Source organism: Daejeonella oryzae DSM 19973, assembly GCF_000422945.1.
Classification (GTDB): Bacteria; Bacteroidota; Bacteroidia; order Sphingobacteriales; family Sphingobacteriaceae; genus Daejeonella; species Daejeonella oryzae.
Window position 1 is genome coordinate 639,682 of the sequence record NZ_AUHA01000003.1, and the last position, 14,536, is coordinate 654,217.

Genomic DNA, 14,536 nt, shown 5'->3' on the forward strand with positions numbered 1-14,536 from the left:
AAATACCTGCAATCATTAAATAACTCCCGGAAACATATGAAGGTTTTTTTTGTAATTAACCCCGGATCCGGGACAGAAACCAATAAAATTCTTGATCCGCTGATCGAGGAGATTTCTCAAAAATTACACTTCGATTATGAGGTTTATTCAATTGAGGGTTCTGATGCCGACTCCGTGATTAAAAAGAAAATAGAAGAATTTAAACCAGATATTGTTGCCGCTGCTGGTGGGGATGGGACGGTTAATATGCTGGCCTGTATTCTCGCTTACACGGATATTACGCTTCTAATAATTCCAACGGGTTCTGCAAATGGAATGGCCCGCGAATTACAAATTGCAAATAATCCTGAACAGGCAATTCATTTATTGGAAACCGGAATTACAAAGCCCATAGATCTTATAAAAATTAATGGAAAAATTTGCATTCATCTGGGAGATGTAGGTTTAAATGCACGGATAGTTAAACGTTTTGAGCAGGAAAAGAAAAGAGGAATGATGTCTTACGCCAGGCATCTGATGGCCGAAATATTTCTACTGAAACACTATAAATTCCGCATTAAATACGAAAACAAGGAAATTACGAGGCGGGCCGTGTCGCTTACTTTTGCAAACGCCACAAAATACGGTACCGGAGCAGTAATAAATCCAAACGGCATTATCGACGACGGCAAGTTTGAACTCGTAATTATTAAGCCATTTCCGGATATTAAAATATTATCAATAGCCTGGAAAATGTTCAGGAACACTCTTTTGACTTCAGATTATGTAGAAATAATTTCTTGCAATGAAGCACATATAAAATCAAGCAGAAAAACTACTTTACAAATTGATGGAGAAATAATTAACAGAGTGAAAGAAATTAAGGTAGAAATGATGCATAACGCATTGAAAGTTTTAGTTCCGGCTCAAACTTAATTTAAAGGCTGCTCGTACACCATTTTCCCTTTATTATGACCAGGATCCAATATCCAGGCCGAAGAAACTACTGATCCGTCACTCTCAAACCTGATTTTAAAGAATCCTTTTGCTTTCATTCCAAAGCGCAGATTCTTACCGCCTTTTAAAACATATTTCAGTTTTGATCCGGCCCCGCTGATGATGAAATGATTATGATCTTTGCTAATGTGCTGCAAATTATGCTCATGCCCTGCAGCATAAATTAAACCCGGATATTCTTTGAAAACCTCTTTTAACTTTTTTCTTAAATGCCGGTATCTAGGATGTGCAATATCTTCCTTAGCGCCAAAATATTTTCTGTACAAGGGAAGCAATGACCCAATAAGCGGTAATGGAACATACGCTTTTCTATGGTAAATGGTCATCGGAAATAAATGATGACTGAATTTATAGCGACCGCCATGAATAGCATAACTGTAAACTGGCGCATGTCCGGCCACAATTATCTGTTTACCCTTATTCTTGTCGAGTACCTTTCTTAGGTGAATAAAAAAGTCCTCTTCAGAATTAACGCGGCAACCACACTCCTTTCCGATTGGCCGGTAGCCTGATTGAAGCCACCACTGGGTATTTATAAGAACAATGGTTATGTTATCATTTACATTGATTTCTGAAGGTCCCGGGCATCCGTTTGACGGAAACATTACCTGTGTTCCGAATAATTTATCAAGATATTTTTGCTGACGCAAAACATATTCATATCCATCCGCTCTGCCTTTATTCCAATCATGATTACCGGAGATAAACAATACTTTGCCGTGATAATCTTTTAATGCGTTTTTGTGGGCATTCAACGTATCCTCAGCTTCTTTCCTAAGTAAATGATCCTTTGCCGGTAATCCGCGGGGATAAATATTATCTCCTAAAAATACAATAGCCGACTCCTGATTTACATCACAATGAGCCTTCAACATTTCCAATACCTGATCTGGTTTATTGCGGGAAATACTTCCAGTATCACCAATTAAAAAAATCTCGTACGGCACATTATTCATTTTCAGGTAAGGAATAATTGGTTTATAAAATTATAAATGGCTCATTAGAGATTTACCATTCAAGCTTTTCTTTATTTAAAAAGGCAGAAATTCCTCGTTTGCAATCATCACTTGACCGTGCCTTTGCATTTAGATGAACAGCATTCTCCAGACTTTCCTCTAGACTTAAATTCTGAGCCATGTTAAGCAACTCTTTAGTTAGAGTTACCGATTGCGCTGAAACAGAAGAAATAAATCTTTGAGCATAATGTATTACCTCTCCGCGAATTTTATCAGCCTCGAAAATAAAATTAATGAGTCCATACTCTGCTGCTTTTTCAGCACTTATCAAATCACCGCTAAGCAATAATTCTTTAGTTCTGGCTTCACCTAACTTTCTTACCAAAAAGCAAGCCACCAATGCGGGTATAAAACCAATTTTCACTTCGGTATATCCAAATTTTGCCTCAGGAATACTAAATACCAGGTCGCATACAGACGCAAGGCCGCAGCCACCGGCAATTGCGTGGCCTTCTACCTGTGCAATAACTAATTTGGGGGAAGTATAAATGGTATAAAAAAGCTCTTTTAAACTACCAGAATCACTTACATTCTCTTCATAAGAATTGGATTGAAGTTGTTGTAAATATGCCAAGTCTGCACCGGCACTAAAAACCTCGCCGTTTGCTGATAACACAATCACTTTAACATTTTCATCAGTATTTGCTTTCAGAAAACACGCTGTTAAAAGTTTAACCAGCTCGGGATTTAATGCATTTCTTTTTTCGGGACGGTTTAAGGTTATGAAAGAAACCCTGTTTTTAAGTTCGTAATCAATTAAAGCCATTACTTAATTTGTTCAGATTATATTCAAATCTAAATCAAAAATTAAGCATAACTCTACATGAGCAGGTTTTATTTATGTTATTGGGAATTATTCTATTTCAAGGATGCTGATCTCAGGATTATAAACTACTTTAAATACTTTCCGCTTTCTAATAATTCCTTCCATCGGGCATAGCCCAATAAACTTAAATGTAAGCCGTCAACGGTATACTTTTTATCCATGCGCTTTTCAGCATCCAAAAATGCCGGATACAAGTCTATAAGAGTAATTTTTTCTATTGCAACCAGCTCTTTTAGGGCTTTGTTCAGCCATAAAATGTGCTCCTCTTTATTATAATGATTTTTGAATTTATCATACGTATTATTGGTGGGAAGCATGGTGTGGAAATAGATTTTTGTTCTTGGTGAACCCGATTTAATTCTGCTAACAATCTTCCTGTAATTCTCAAGAATAACCTCATCAGGAATATTCCTTGAAATATCGTTTACACCTATCAGGATAAAAACCTTAGAGGGTTTTCCTTCAATTACTTCGTCGAGACGCTCCAATACACCGAAGGTTATATCACCGGATATGCCCCTGTTCTTAATATTTTTTCGGTTTAATAATTCAGACCATTCTGTACCGGCGGTGATACTGTTTCCCAAAAAAATTATATCCTTACGGGAATTTGGGTAAGATTTAAACTCATTTACCTTATTCTGAAAATTAGACGGCCTGAAGGTGCTGTCCCATTTAGCGGTTTGGGAAAACCCCGGAACAGCCATAAAAATACAGGTGATGACTAACACAAATTTCAAATAATTCATTTTACAGATCATAATTAAGATTTCAAATCAGGTTCAGTTTGCTGACTGGCAAGATGTATTTTTTCTCTTTTCCAGGTTAATAAGGTAAAGAAGATGGAAAGTAAACAGGCTAATATTAGAACAACAAAGCCCCCATCCCATCCCCATAAATCAACAACATAGCCCATGGCGATATTGGCGAATAAAGCACCGCCCATATACCCGAACAAACCCGTTAAACCTGCGGCGGTTCCTGCAGCTTTTTTTGGAACCAGGTCGAGCGCCTGAACGCCAATTAACATTACAGGTCCATAAATTAAAAATCCAATAACAATTAAAGCAATATTATCAATTACAATATTACCCGGAGGATTTTTCCAGTAAACAACAACGGCCAGTAAAACCAATATCATGTATATAACAATAGCTGGTGCACGCCTTCCCTTAAATACTTTATCACTAATCCAGCCGCATAAAAGCGTACCCGGAATACCTGCATATTCATAAGCGAAATAAGCCCAGCCGGTTTCTTTAACTGAAAACCCTTTTGCTTCTTCCAGGTACACAGGTGCCCAGTCTAAAATTCCGTATCGTACCAGGTAAACAAATGCATTAGCAAATGCGATGTACCAGAGTATGCGGTTATTAAAAACGTAATCAAAGAAGATTTGCCGGGCACTCAGCTCTTTTTCATGCTCCTCTGAATAATTATTGGGATAATCGTTTTTATATTTTTCAATGGGAGGCAATCCGCATGATTGAGGCGTATCCCTGATAAATAAATAGGCAATGAAAGCAAAAATAAGGGCAACCATTCCCGGGAAATACAATTTACTTTCCCAGTCTCCAAATATGGCAATGGCTGCAATAGCAACGGGGCCGATCAAACCGCCTCCAACATTATGTGCAACATTCCATATTGACATTTTTGTTCCTCTCTCTTTGGTAGAAAACCAGTGAACCATAACCCTTCCACTTGGTGGCCAACCCATTCCCTGAAACCATCCGTTAACGAATAATAACACAAACATGATTAATATCGAGCTTGTAGCAATTGGCACCAAACCCATAAAAATCATGGTGAATGCGGATAATAATAAACCCGCTGTAAGAAAAGTTCGGGCATTACTTCGGTCAGAGACGTTGCCCATCAAAAATTTGCTTAATCCATAAGCAATGGAAACTCCCGATAAGGCTAAGCCTAATTCTCCCTTAGAATACCCTAAAGCAATCAGATCCGGCATAACCAGAGAGAAGTTTTTCCGAACCAGATAATAACCGGCATATCCCAAAAATATACCCAGAAAGACTTGTAATCTTAAACGTTTGTACTCGGGATCTATACGTTCTAAGGGCAGTTGTTTTGTATGAGGAGCAGGAGGAAAAAATTTCATTCAGGATTGGTTAGGGCTATGAAAATAAAAGGCAACAGCATTTCAAATAAAAAATTTTATTGGTTAAATAAATCCGGATAATCAGAAATAATCCCATCAACCCCAAATGACTTTAAGCGAGTAATTTGCTGCTTGGTGTTTACTGTCCAGGGTATTATTTTTATTCCTTTTTCATGAACCTGTTTAACCAAATCGGAAGTAACCAGTTTTGAATTGGGACTATAAATGGTTGGTGTAAATCCCAATTCCGTAAGATTATTTTTTAAGGAATTACTTTCTACCAAATAGGCGGTTTTTATATTGGGATATTTATCATGAAGTACACGCAATGTTCGCGGATCAAAAGATTGAATAATTACCCATGGAGTGATTTTCTTTTTTTCTAAAACATCCATTAACAGTTTTACAAATTGCTCAGGCTCCGGATGGAAACGCTTGTCACCCTCTGGTTTGGATTTGGTCTCAATATTATAAAACACCTGAGGCTTTCCATTGCTTACCAGATAATTTTGTACCGAATCAATCAGTTGAGTTAAAAGGGGAATATGAACTTTTAACTTTTGCTGTTTTGGAAATTTATCATAAAACTTTGAACCTACATCAAACTTTTTAATTGCATCATAATCCATTTGATAGAATGCAAATTTCTCAGCTTCAGCTTTGGATATTTCTTTACCATCCACACTAAGCGTAAACAATGAATTTATATGATCATCATGAGATAAAATAACCTGATTATCCCGCGATATATGAACATCCATTTCCAAAGTAGTAACTCCAAGTTGTATGGCTTTATACATTGCAGGAATAGTATTTTCCGGCATAAGTCCTCTTGCTCCGCGATGGCCTTCGGTATCAAAAGCGGGCAGAGCAGCCTGTTGAGCAGATTTTTGAATTTTACAGCTTCCTATCATCATGAATACGAATATAGCCGGTATAAATAATTGTTGCTTTAAAGTCATCTGCATTTTAATTGCTTATCTGTAAGTTTTGTATTCTATAGAGAATTGTAACCTTTTTATTTTTTATTTCAGGCATTTATTTTCTGTTCGTATTTGGTGCCAAAACGATCAGTTGCTACTACTTTCACCATTTTAATCTCGGGACTAAAATGAGCCATAAACAAATGGTCAGTTCTTGATGGCTCGGCAAAGGAACGCTTTAGCGGCAATTTATCACCTTTATATAATTTAACGGCCATCGGGTCAAATCCCATCACATTTTCGAGTACACCCATGGGCTTATCATCGGCCCACCATTCCACTTTCCATTCCGGGTCCCAGTTCCATACATTGACCAGCAATCTTTTCTGATGACTAAGCTCTTCTATATCCAGACTGATCTGGTAATTTTTATCCAATCCGGTAGCTTTGTAATACCATTTTAAATCGGTGCCTTCCACTTCATAAACTCCATATCCGCCCGGCGTTCCGTCTCCGCAAACAGGCCCGGTCCACCAAGCACCGCAAACTGTACCATGATTATGCTCATACACTCCGTTTTGAATAACATTCTTATTAAAGTGGGTATGTCCAGACATGATATGTACTTTCTTAAAAGGTTCGAGCAGTGCATATAAATCGGTATTATTATCTACTGAATTATGTACAGGTATATGAACTGAAATAATCAACAGATTATCTTTTGGAACCATTGACAAATCCTGCTTCAGCCAGTTAAGTTGCTGACGAGAAATATATCCATCGTAATTTCTGTCCTTGCCAAGATAACGCACATCATCCAAGACTACATAATGAACTTTACCGCGATTAAAGGAATAGTATGTAGGACCGTAATTTAAACTAAACGTTTGATCTGAAGATTCATCTCCCCCTTTATTATAGTCCATATCATGGTTTCCCAAGACCTGGAAAAAAGGGATTCCCATACCTGCAACTGCCTCATTATATCTTTTAAATAGAGAATGCTCATCCCAAACCAAATCCCCTACTCCTATTCCGTGAAATAGAGCTTCAGATCCACTTTCTTCAATTAACCGGCGAACATCCGGTACAGATTGGCTAAGCATTAATTGAACATCCCGCTCATTTTTAACCTGAGGATCAGCCCATATAATAAAATTATGCTTCGAATCATCCGCTTTTAGAGGCGTTAATTCGAAATTACAGATCTGTTTTTTTTCATCAGTGAGTGTATGATAATGTTTTGCAAGGCCGTTTTGTTGAGGGAAAGCGTATCCGGCAGGAACAGAAATAAAAACAAACCTTGCCAGCTCATGAAAAGGCATTTCATATTTTCCCCTTGAATTTGTTTTAACCACACTAAACCCGTCTGATACAACTACATTGCTGAGTCTTTTACCAAAAGACCTAACGGTTCCTTTTATTTTTTTTCCGGAAGTTCTGACAAAAGCAAATGTTTCATTAGCCGACAGCATAAAGCCGCCGGACAACAGAAACATATTTTGTATAAAAGCTCTTCTTTTCATCAGAATAGATTTGTGATTTGAGATAATTTGTTTGAGATAAAGTAATTGAGCAACGTATCTAAATTTCTAATTAGAATAAATTGCAAAATCTTCAATACTTAACCGCCCATTAAAAATTGTGGTATTATTAGTTGTACCCAAGCCTAATTTATTAACCCTGAAACGTACAGGTCCTGAAATATCCATTAAAAAAGTTGCTGTTTTTGATCCTTCAGGAGCATCAGATATGGTATCTCCAATTTTAGTCCAGGTAATTCCAGCGTCTGTTGAATATTCTAACTGCCAAGTACTTTTAGCATCTGTATAATAGGCTCCATAAGAAACAGTCACTTTTGAAGCCCCGTTTGGAACATCAAAATTCATTTGCACATACGCATCTACTGATAAATTTTGCTGTATTCTAACGGATTGCTTTCCCGCCGGATTAAATCTGTCTCTGCCGGAAGTAGTTCCCAGTATGGCCTGAAATAATTTCCAGCTTCCTGTTTTGCCTGTAATATTATTATCAATGGCAGCCATATTATAACTTGATTTAATTGCGGCATCCGGACTCTCAAAATCTTCTGGAAAATTTGCATACAGAGGACCGCTGGCATTTAATACATCAGCAATACTGCGCATTCTAACCTGCTTAACAATATTCTGAGCGGTGCTTCCGCTTCCGTACATGGGAATGCCGATAAAGGTTGCGTTGGCAGGAACTCTGTTATTTGCAAATGTGGCTGAAGCCTGTGTATGTAAATTAATTACTACTGAATCGGGTACACCGTCATTCAATCTTTTATCACCGCTGTATGTATCTCCGGATACAGGTGCCGGTGTAATGTCAGCTCCAACTATTCTAACCAAAGTGCTTTGGTAACTATCAAAATTCTGATTCAGTTCTCCTAAAGAAACCTGTTTCGCAATTACGGTTGCATTACTGCTGATCTTAACTATGTCAGCAATATTAACTCCTGTTATAGCTAATGTACCTTGGTTTTTAGTAAGCAAACCTGTACTCACATTTACAAGTACAGAATCACCAATCACGTATGGAATATTGGCTGTTTCACCAACATTTAACGTAATGCCTCTGGTACGACCGCGTTTTAATTGCTGCAAAACAATGGTGCCTTTTGGTAAATTTTGAGAGTTTGCATCCGAAATAACTATTCCGCTGATTTTGCTGGCTCCAGATAACATTTCTGTACTTAATGAAACATCAGAACCTTTATACAATCCCTGAACATCTTCTACAGCTATATACGGACTCAATACACCTTCTGAAGGATTTGGATCATCTTTCATACAAGCTGTAAAGACAAACATGCTTGTTAACACAGCTAAAAATGCTAAATATTTATTTTTCATAATTTCTTCTTTTTGATATGTTTTTAGAATCAATATTCACACGCAGGAATTAATTCTTTTGCCACCACATTTTTGTATTTAAATCATCTGAGCCCATTGCTGCAACGGCTGCATTATAGTTGGCTCCGTTTAAAGACTGCAGAAATATTGGGTAGTATAACCGTGAAGGCATTTCTCCGTTATTTCTCAAACCCTCACCTTTTGGCAAGGTCGGCTTACCTGTTCTGCGGTATTCAAACCATTGCTGAAAATCAGTAAAAAACATATCATAATATTTCTGAGTCATGATTTTTTCCATTTTTACGTCTTCAAGTTCGCTATCATTCCATGCGAGTTCAGGATTGATTAAATAATCTGCAGGAACCGCATACCCCCAAAGTGTAATCCCATTAATTACGCCTGAATCATAATATGTTTTCGGACTTCCGGATATATATCCTTTAAGCGCCGCTTCAGCAAGGATAAACTGTAATTCAGGATAGTTCATGATGTTGCCAAGTAAAGCTTCTGTTTTTAAGGCAACCGGATACGTTGATCTGGCTTCCGGAACTTTAGTTTGCTCATAACCGCTTGGAATTCCTTCATACACATTCTGAGATTTTGTAGCCCATCTTTCTATTCTTGGGTCTCCCCATTCTTTCAGGTTATTTACAAAAAATTGCCCTAAAGAAATTGAGCCATTCCAATCATAATCTCTCCATAAATAAAAGGGACTAAACAGAGGTGAAACCCCGGTAAATTTTACAATTGCAGATTCTGAATTATTGGTGAAAATTGGATAATTAGCGCTGTTTGTTTGCGCAATATCCCTGATTTTATCAGCCGGGGTCATTCCATTCGCAACTAATTCATTTTTGGCAGATACCCGCATCAGCAGTCTTAAATACAATGAATTGCCGAATTTTCTCCAGCTCGATGCATACGCGGTAGCCGAAGTTGCATTACCAAACAAAACATCGTTCTTAATCTGGTCTAATGTTAATGTTGTTGTAGGAGTTTTCAGCAAGTTGTTTGCAGAATCCAGTTTGGCGAAAATATCTGTGTAAATATCTTTTTGTGCGTCAAACTTTGGGGTGAGCAAACCTTCTCTACCGCGATTAGCTTCTGAATAAGGAATGTCGCCAAACGTATCGGTAAGTAATGAATAAACCCATGCCTGGCAAATCAAACCAATGGCCATATAGGTTTTGCTACCGGTTGCTTCACCGCTATTATAGATATCTTTAAAATTGGTTAATTTAAGATACCAGTTGTTCCATAAATAATCTGATTCGTTTGGACGGATGACATAACGATGTACTTCATCTCCGTCAATGCGGGTTACATGATCCTGCATCAGATCACCATTTAATCTGTGGCTGCGATTTAAATTAATTGCAAGCGTTTCATATACTGCCGGACCTATCAACTGATCTGGTGTGGCATTGGTACTATTATTAGGGTCGATATTTAATTCTCCCAATTCTTTCGTACACGATGAGATGCTGATCATCCCGGCAAGGGCTACTATAGAAAGAATATATATGTGGATCTTTTTCATGAAATTTTATAATTATGATGATTAAATACCTAAGCTTAAATTAAGTCCCATGCTTCTTGTAGCAGGAAACTGACCTATTTCAAACCCGCTGGTTATACTTCCGTTATTTAATGTACCAAACTCCGGATCGTAAGAAGGCCAGTTACTAATGATGAACAGATCGCGGCCATAAAGACCTAAGGTTGCTTTTTGAAGCTTTAATTTTTTAAGAATATTGGGTTTGAAGCTGTAATCAAAACGAACCTCACGAAGCTTAATATAATCTGTGCTAAACAAATTGGATTCTACATTATCCCTTTTATAGTGTTCAGAATAATATGTCCAAATATTTTCAGCAACCACATCGTTGGGGCGGTAAGAACCGTCAGCATTTTGAATAACACCATTTCCGATTATACCATTATAGCGGCCCGGCAAAGTCTTGGTTAATTTTCCGCCCTCTGCTGCCGCAGAATGCGTGAGTGAATATGCCTTTGCGCCAAACTGGCTGTCGAACAATACATTTAAACGCAATTGCTTGTACCTGAATTCAGTTCCTAAACTCCCTTTCCAATCGGGTGTGGTATTGCCTAAAAGTTGCTGATTCTGATCTAAAATAGGATAACCCTGTTCGTTATAAACAATTTGTCCGTTTGGTGAACGCAAGTATCCAAGGCCATAAATTGCCCCCATGGTACCGCCCGGACGAGCTTCAATAGATCCGCGTCCGCCAGGACCGGTTTGTAAAACCAGTGTTGAAATGCTGTCGGCAATAGTTTCTACCTGGTTTCTGTTAGCTGTAAATGTTCCGTAAATATCCCAGTTAAATCCTGATTTGCTTTTTACCGGAGTTCCTTTAGCTTCGATTTCTATACCTCTGTTTTTAACTAACCCTGAGTTCAGAATAATTGAAGACCAACCCGAAGACCTGTCAATCGGCGTACTAACAATTTGATCGGTTGTATTATTTTGGTATACCGCAATGTCAAAACTCAACCTGTCTTTGAACAATCTCAAATCAGCACCGAACTCTATACTGGTTGTCAGCTCTGATTGCAAATCAGGATTAGCAATGGCCGTCGGATTAGATAATCCGGATGGAAAGCTTGATTCAGGTCGGTATGTATAAGATGTGAAATACGTAAAAGTTCTGGAATTACCCACCTGCGCCCATGAACCTCTTAATTTAACGAAAGAAAATGCCTCCGGTAATTTAAAAGCATCAGAAAGAATAGCGCTTAAATTAACCGATGGATAAAAGAAACCAATTTTTTTATCTACACCCGGAGTTGCCAGCGTACTGCTCCAGTCGTTACGACCAGTTATATCCAGGAAAAGAAAATCATCGTAGCTAAATGAAGCTAATCCATAAAAGCTGTTTACACCAAAATCAGACCGGTATGGGTATGATAAGGGAACATCTTTGCTGTTAGCAAAAGAAAATACTCCAGGGTAATTTAATCGCTCAGCTCTTAATTCATCTTTAAGATATCTGTTACGCATGGTGCTTCCACCTACTGCTACATTTCCCTGAAATTTTTCTGACACTTTTTTACCGTAGCGGATCAGGAAATCACTGTTTAATTCCTGTGAAAAAATGTTTTGAGTGCGAAACATTCCTTCTTTAAACTTCTCGGTACTTTTTGGGCGTTGCTGTGAACGAGCTTCGTAGGAAAAGTCAACTGCAGTACGCATCATCACACTTAAATCCTTCGTAAAATTATAGGTTGCCTGCACATTACCCAACACCTGATTGCGGTTAGATCTGTTTAGCATTTCATTTGCAATGAGGTATGGATTATCAATTAAAGAACTAAATGGGCCAACCTGACTAATGCCTTCCTGACCGGGAACCCAATAATCTTTATACCAGTCTAAACTGGCGTTGGGAACCTGTGCATTGATAAAATACATGATTGTTTGATTGTTGTATCCGGTAGAGGGCAAATTATCACTGAATTTATTTGTATAATTTACTTTCGTGGATATCTGAAGCTTATCAGTCAGTTTATTGCTGATTGAAGCTGCAATTGAATTCCGGCTGTAACCTGTATTTGGTATGATCCAGGTGTTTTGAAGATTTGTGTAAGATACACGAGCATTGGTTTTTTCATTTCCACCATCCACAGTTACTGTATTGGTAAAAGTTTTTCCGGTTTCAAAAAAACCTGAACGGTTATCAGTATACGGAACCCAGGGAGTTCGTACAGTCGACCGGGTTAAGGTTAATGGATCATATTGAAAATATTGTTCATCCGCATTAAATCTTCTTCCCCAGGCAGAACTTGTACTGCGTGTACTTGCTCCGTCTACACCTGCATTGTAAGAGTAATAATTCTCTCCGGTAAGTCCCTGACCATATTCATACTGGTAATCGGGCATCCGCGAAACAGATTCCATAGCCGTATTGGAATTAATAGTAACTCCAATACCTTTTGCTTTAGGCCGGCCTGATTTGGTAGTAATCACAATGGCACCACCTGCGCCACGTGCGCCATAAAGTGCTGTAGCTCCGGGCCCTTTTAAAACAGTTACACTTTCAATATCATCCGGATTTATATCGCTTAATCCTGAACCAAAATCAGCGGGAGACTCTGTACCTAAATAAGCATTGCTTCCCGTGCCGGTGATTCGGCTTCCTCCTCCCATCACAATTCCATCCACAACAATTAATGCTTCATCTGTACCTGTTAAAGAACCTTCACCACGAAGAATTATTCTGTTGGATCCTGAAGGACCGCCACCTGATTTAAGCATATTTAAACCTGCAACTTTTCCCGATAAAGCATTTGTCCAGTTATTTGAAGGTGCTTCTGAAATATCTTCTCCTTTTATAGTCGACTGGGCATAACCCAGAGATTTTTCCTCCCGTTTTATTCCCAGGGCTGTTACTACTACTTCGTTAAGAGCTTTGGTATCATCTTTTAAAACAACATTAATAACATTATTTCCAGCATAAGGAATTTCAACAGTAAGGTATCCCAAACTTCGGAATTCTAATACGTCAGCTGTTGTAAATGCTCTTCCGGCTGAGATTGTATAACGACCTTCTGCATCTGTAAATGCACCTTTAGTAGTTCCTTTAACCGTTACTGTAACACCCGGAACTGTTTGCCCGGCGGCATCTCTTACAATTCCGCTTACCGGTGTTTGAGCCTTAACATTTCCATACAAAAGAAACATAGTAAATACCAGCGCAAGTGCTGGTTTACAAAAAGGCTTTTTGAAAATTACATTTAAACTGTTTGTTAAACTTTCCCAAATCCGGATGGTGCCGAATCTGCTTTTTATATCGGGCATATTGAAAAATGCGGAGTAATATCCGGATAGGTTTTTTTGGTTCCCTTCCCTGATAAAAATGTAGTTTTTGTTCATAATCTGGAAATTATATTAGGTTGTAGCTTTGGTTCAATTTTATTTAGTATCTGGCTTATTGTGATAAATCGATTACTTATATTTTTAAATCATTTTATTCATTTTCCGATAGATCTCGATTGTAATTCTTTGGTTTTATTAAATTCTTAGCCATAAATAAAGCAGCGCTGCCAATGCCGATCCAACTAAAGGACCTGCAACCGGAATCCACGAATAATTCCATTCGCTGCTTCCTTTTCCGTTTATCGGTAACAAGGCATGCATAATTCTCGGTCCCAGATCGCGGGCCGGATTAATGGCATATCCCGTGGTACCTCCCAATGAAAGTCCGATGGCCCAAACCAGAAATGCGACTGGTATTGCCCCAAGAGAACCTAAACCAATAGGCGTTTTGTCATTACCCATTTCGGCATTGGTGAAATAGAAAATCACAAAAATGAGCACGAACGTGCCCAAAACTTCACTGAAAAAATTAGAGGAATTATTTCTGATTGCAGGCGATGTAAAAAATGCCGCAGATTTTAAACCCTTATCGGGAGTTTTTAAAAAGTGATCTTTATAAACCAGCCATACAGCCACAGCACCGAGCATTGCTCCGGTAAATTGAGCCAGGATAAATAAAGGGACTTTTGCCCAACTAAATTTCTGTGCCATTGCCAGAGCAAGAGTTACAGCGGGATTTAAATGAGCTCCGCTAAAAGGTGCGGCAATTACTACTCCAACAAATACGGCCAGAGCCCATCCGGTAGTTATAACTATCCAGCCTCCGTTATTTCCTTTGGTACCGTTTAATACCACATTTGCAACAACTCCATTACCAAGAAGTATTATAAAGAATGTCCCGATCATTTCGGCGGCAAATTGGGTCATATAATATTAA

At 38.3% G+C, this 14,536-nt stretch carries 11 protein-coding genes; 1 reads left to right on the forward strand and 10 read right to left on the reverse strand.

Annotated features, from left to right (window positions below; genetic code table 11):
- Positions 1 to 36: 36 nt before the first annotated feature.
- Positions 37 to 915 (forward strand): diacylglycerol/lipid kinase family protein, encoded by an 879-nt coding sequence (locus G521_RS0110390; RefSeq protein ID WP_026898488.1) that lies wholly within the window; start codon positions 37 to 39, stop codon positions 913 to 915.
- Here G521_RS0110390 and G521_RS0110395 read toward each other — a convergent pair.
- The 10 genes from G521_RS0110395 to G521_RS0110440 all read right to left on the reverse strand — a co-directional run bounded on the left by G521_RS0110395 (position 912) and on the right by G521_RS0110440 (position 14,526).
- Complete coding sequence (locus G521_RS0110395) at positions 912 to 1,952, reverse strand: metallophosphoesterase (protein ID WP_026898489.1); 1,041 nt, start codon at positions 1,950 to 1,952, stop codon at positions 912 to 914. The genes G521_RS0110390 and G521_RS0110395 overlap by 4 nt on opposite strands.
- 52 nt (positions 1,953 to 2,004) lie before the next feature.
- Positions 2,005 to 2,778, reverse strand: a complete 774-nt coding sequence (locus tag G521_RS0110400; RefSeq protein WP_026898490.1) for an enoyl-CoA hydratase/isomerase family protein — start codon at positions 2,776 to 2,778, stop codon at positions 2,005 to 2,007.
- A gap of 125 nt (positions 2,779 to 2,903) precedes the next feature.
- Positions 2,904 to 3,587 (reverse strand): GDSL-type esterase/lipase family protein, encoded by a 684-nt coding sequence (locus G521_RS0110405; RefSeq protein ID WP_026898491.1) that lies wholly within the window; start codon positions 3,585 to 3,587, stop codon positions 2,904 to 2,906.
- Positions 3,588 to 3,601: 14 nt separating this feature from the next.
- Positions 3,602 to 4,960, reverse strand: coding sequence for a glycerol-3-phosphate transporter (glpT, locus tag G521_RS0110410; RefSeq protein WP_026898492.1), 1,359 nt, complete (start codon positions 4,958 to 4,960; stop codon positions 3,602 to 3,604).
- A gap of 56 nt (positions 4,961 to 5,016) precedes the next feature.
- Positions 5,017 to 5,922 carry a glycerophosphodiester phosphodiesterase family protein gene (locus G521_RS0110415; RefSeq protein WP_036678865.1) on the reverse strand — a complete coding sequence of 302 codons (906 nt, stop codon included), beginning with the start codon at positions 5,920 to 5,922 and terminating at the stop codon, positions 5,017 to 5,019.
- A gap of 68 nt (positions 5,923 to 5,990) precedes the next feature.
- Positions 5,991 to 7,409 (reverse strand): calcineurin-like phosphoesterase C-terminal domain-containing protein, encoded by a 1,419-nt coding sequence (locus G521_RS0110420; RefSeq protein ID WP_026898494.1) that lies wholly within the window; start codon positions 7,407 to 7,409, stop codon positions 5,991 to 5,993.
- 66 nt (positions 7,410 to 7,475) lie between these two features.
- Positions 7,476 to 8,762, reverse strand: a complete 1,287-nt coding sequence (locus tag G521_RS0110425; RefSeq protein WP_155975745.1) for a DUF5689 domain-containing protein — start codon at positions 8,760 to 8,762, stop codon at positions 7,476 to 7,478.
- Positions 8,763 to 8,811: 49 nt separating this feature from the next.
- Positions 8,812 to 10,302 (reverse strand): SusD/RagB family nutrient-binding outer membrane lipoprotein, encoded by a 1,491-nt coding sequence (locus G521_RS0110430; RefSeq protein WP_026898496.1) that lies wholly within the window; start codon positions 10,300 to 10,302, stop codon positions 8,812 to 8,814.
- Positions 10,303 to 10,323: 21 nt separating this feature from the next.
- Positions 10,324 to 13,656 (reverse strand): SusC/RagA family TonB-linked outer membrane protein, encoded by a 3,333-nt coding sequence (locus tag G521_RS16955; protein WP_051189663.1) that lies wholly within the window; start codon positions 13,654 to 13,656, stop codon positions 10,324 to 10,326.
- A 138-nt stretch (positions 13,657 to 13,794) separates the two neighbouring features.
- On the reverse strand, positions 13,795 to 14,526 hold the full coding sequence (locus tag G521_RS0110440; RefSeq protein WP_026898497.1) for an MIP/aquaporin family protein: 732 nt from the start codon (positions 14,524 to 14,526) through the stop codon (positions 13,795 to 13,797).
- Positions 14,527 to 14,536: the final 10 nt, after the last annotated feature.

What these genes read in the sequence shown, in the direction of transcription:
- G521_RS0110390 (WP_026898488.1), top strand. Translation starts at nt 37, where the DNA reads ATGAAGGTTTTTTTTGTAATTAACCCCGGATCCGGGACAGAAACCAAT.
- G521_RS0110395 (WP_026898489.1), bottom strand. Translation starts at nt 1,952, where the DNA reads ATGAATAATGTGCCGTACGAGATTTTTTTAATTGGTGATACTGGAAGT.
- G521_RS0110400 (WP_026898490.1), bottom strand. Translation starts at nt 2,778, where the DNA reads ATGGCTTTAATTGATTACGAACTTAAAAACAGGGTTTCTTTCATAACC.
- G521_RS0110405 (WP_026898491.1), bottom strand. Translation starts at nt 3,587, where the DNA reads ATGAATTATTTGAAATTTGTGTTAGTCATCACCTGTATTTTTATGGCT.
- glpT (WP_026898492.1), bottom strand. Translation starts at nt 4,960, where the DNA reads ATGAAATTTTTTCCTCCTGCTCCTCATACAAAACAACTGCCCTTAGAA.
- G521_RS0110415 (WP_036678865.1), bottom strand. Translation starts at nt 5,922, where the DNA reads ATGACTTTAAAGCAACAATTATTTATACCGGCTATATTCGTATTCATG.
- G521_RS0110420 (WP_026898494.1), bottom strand. Translation starts at nt 7,409, where the DNA reads ATGAAAAGAAGAGCTTTTATACAAAATATGTTTCTGTTGTCCGGCGGC.
- G521_RS0110425 (WP_155975745.1), bottom strand. Translation starts at nt 8,762, where the DNA reads ATGAAAAATAAATATTTAGCATTTTTAGCTGTGTTAACAAGCATGTTT.
- G521_RS0110430 (WP_026898496.1), bottom strand. Translation starts at nt 10,302, where the DNA reads ATGAAAAAGATCCACATATATATTCTTTCTATAGTAGCCCTTGCCGGG.
- G521_RS16955 (WP_051189663.1), bottom strand. Translation starts at nt 13,656, where the DNA reads ATGAACAAAAACTACATTTTTATCAGGGAAGGGAACCAAAAAAACCTA.
- G521_RS0110440 (WP_026898497.1), bottom strand. Translation starts at nt 14,526, where the DNA reads ATGACCCAATTTGCCGCCGAAATGATCGGGACATTCTTTATAATACTT.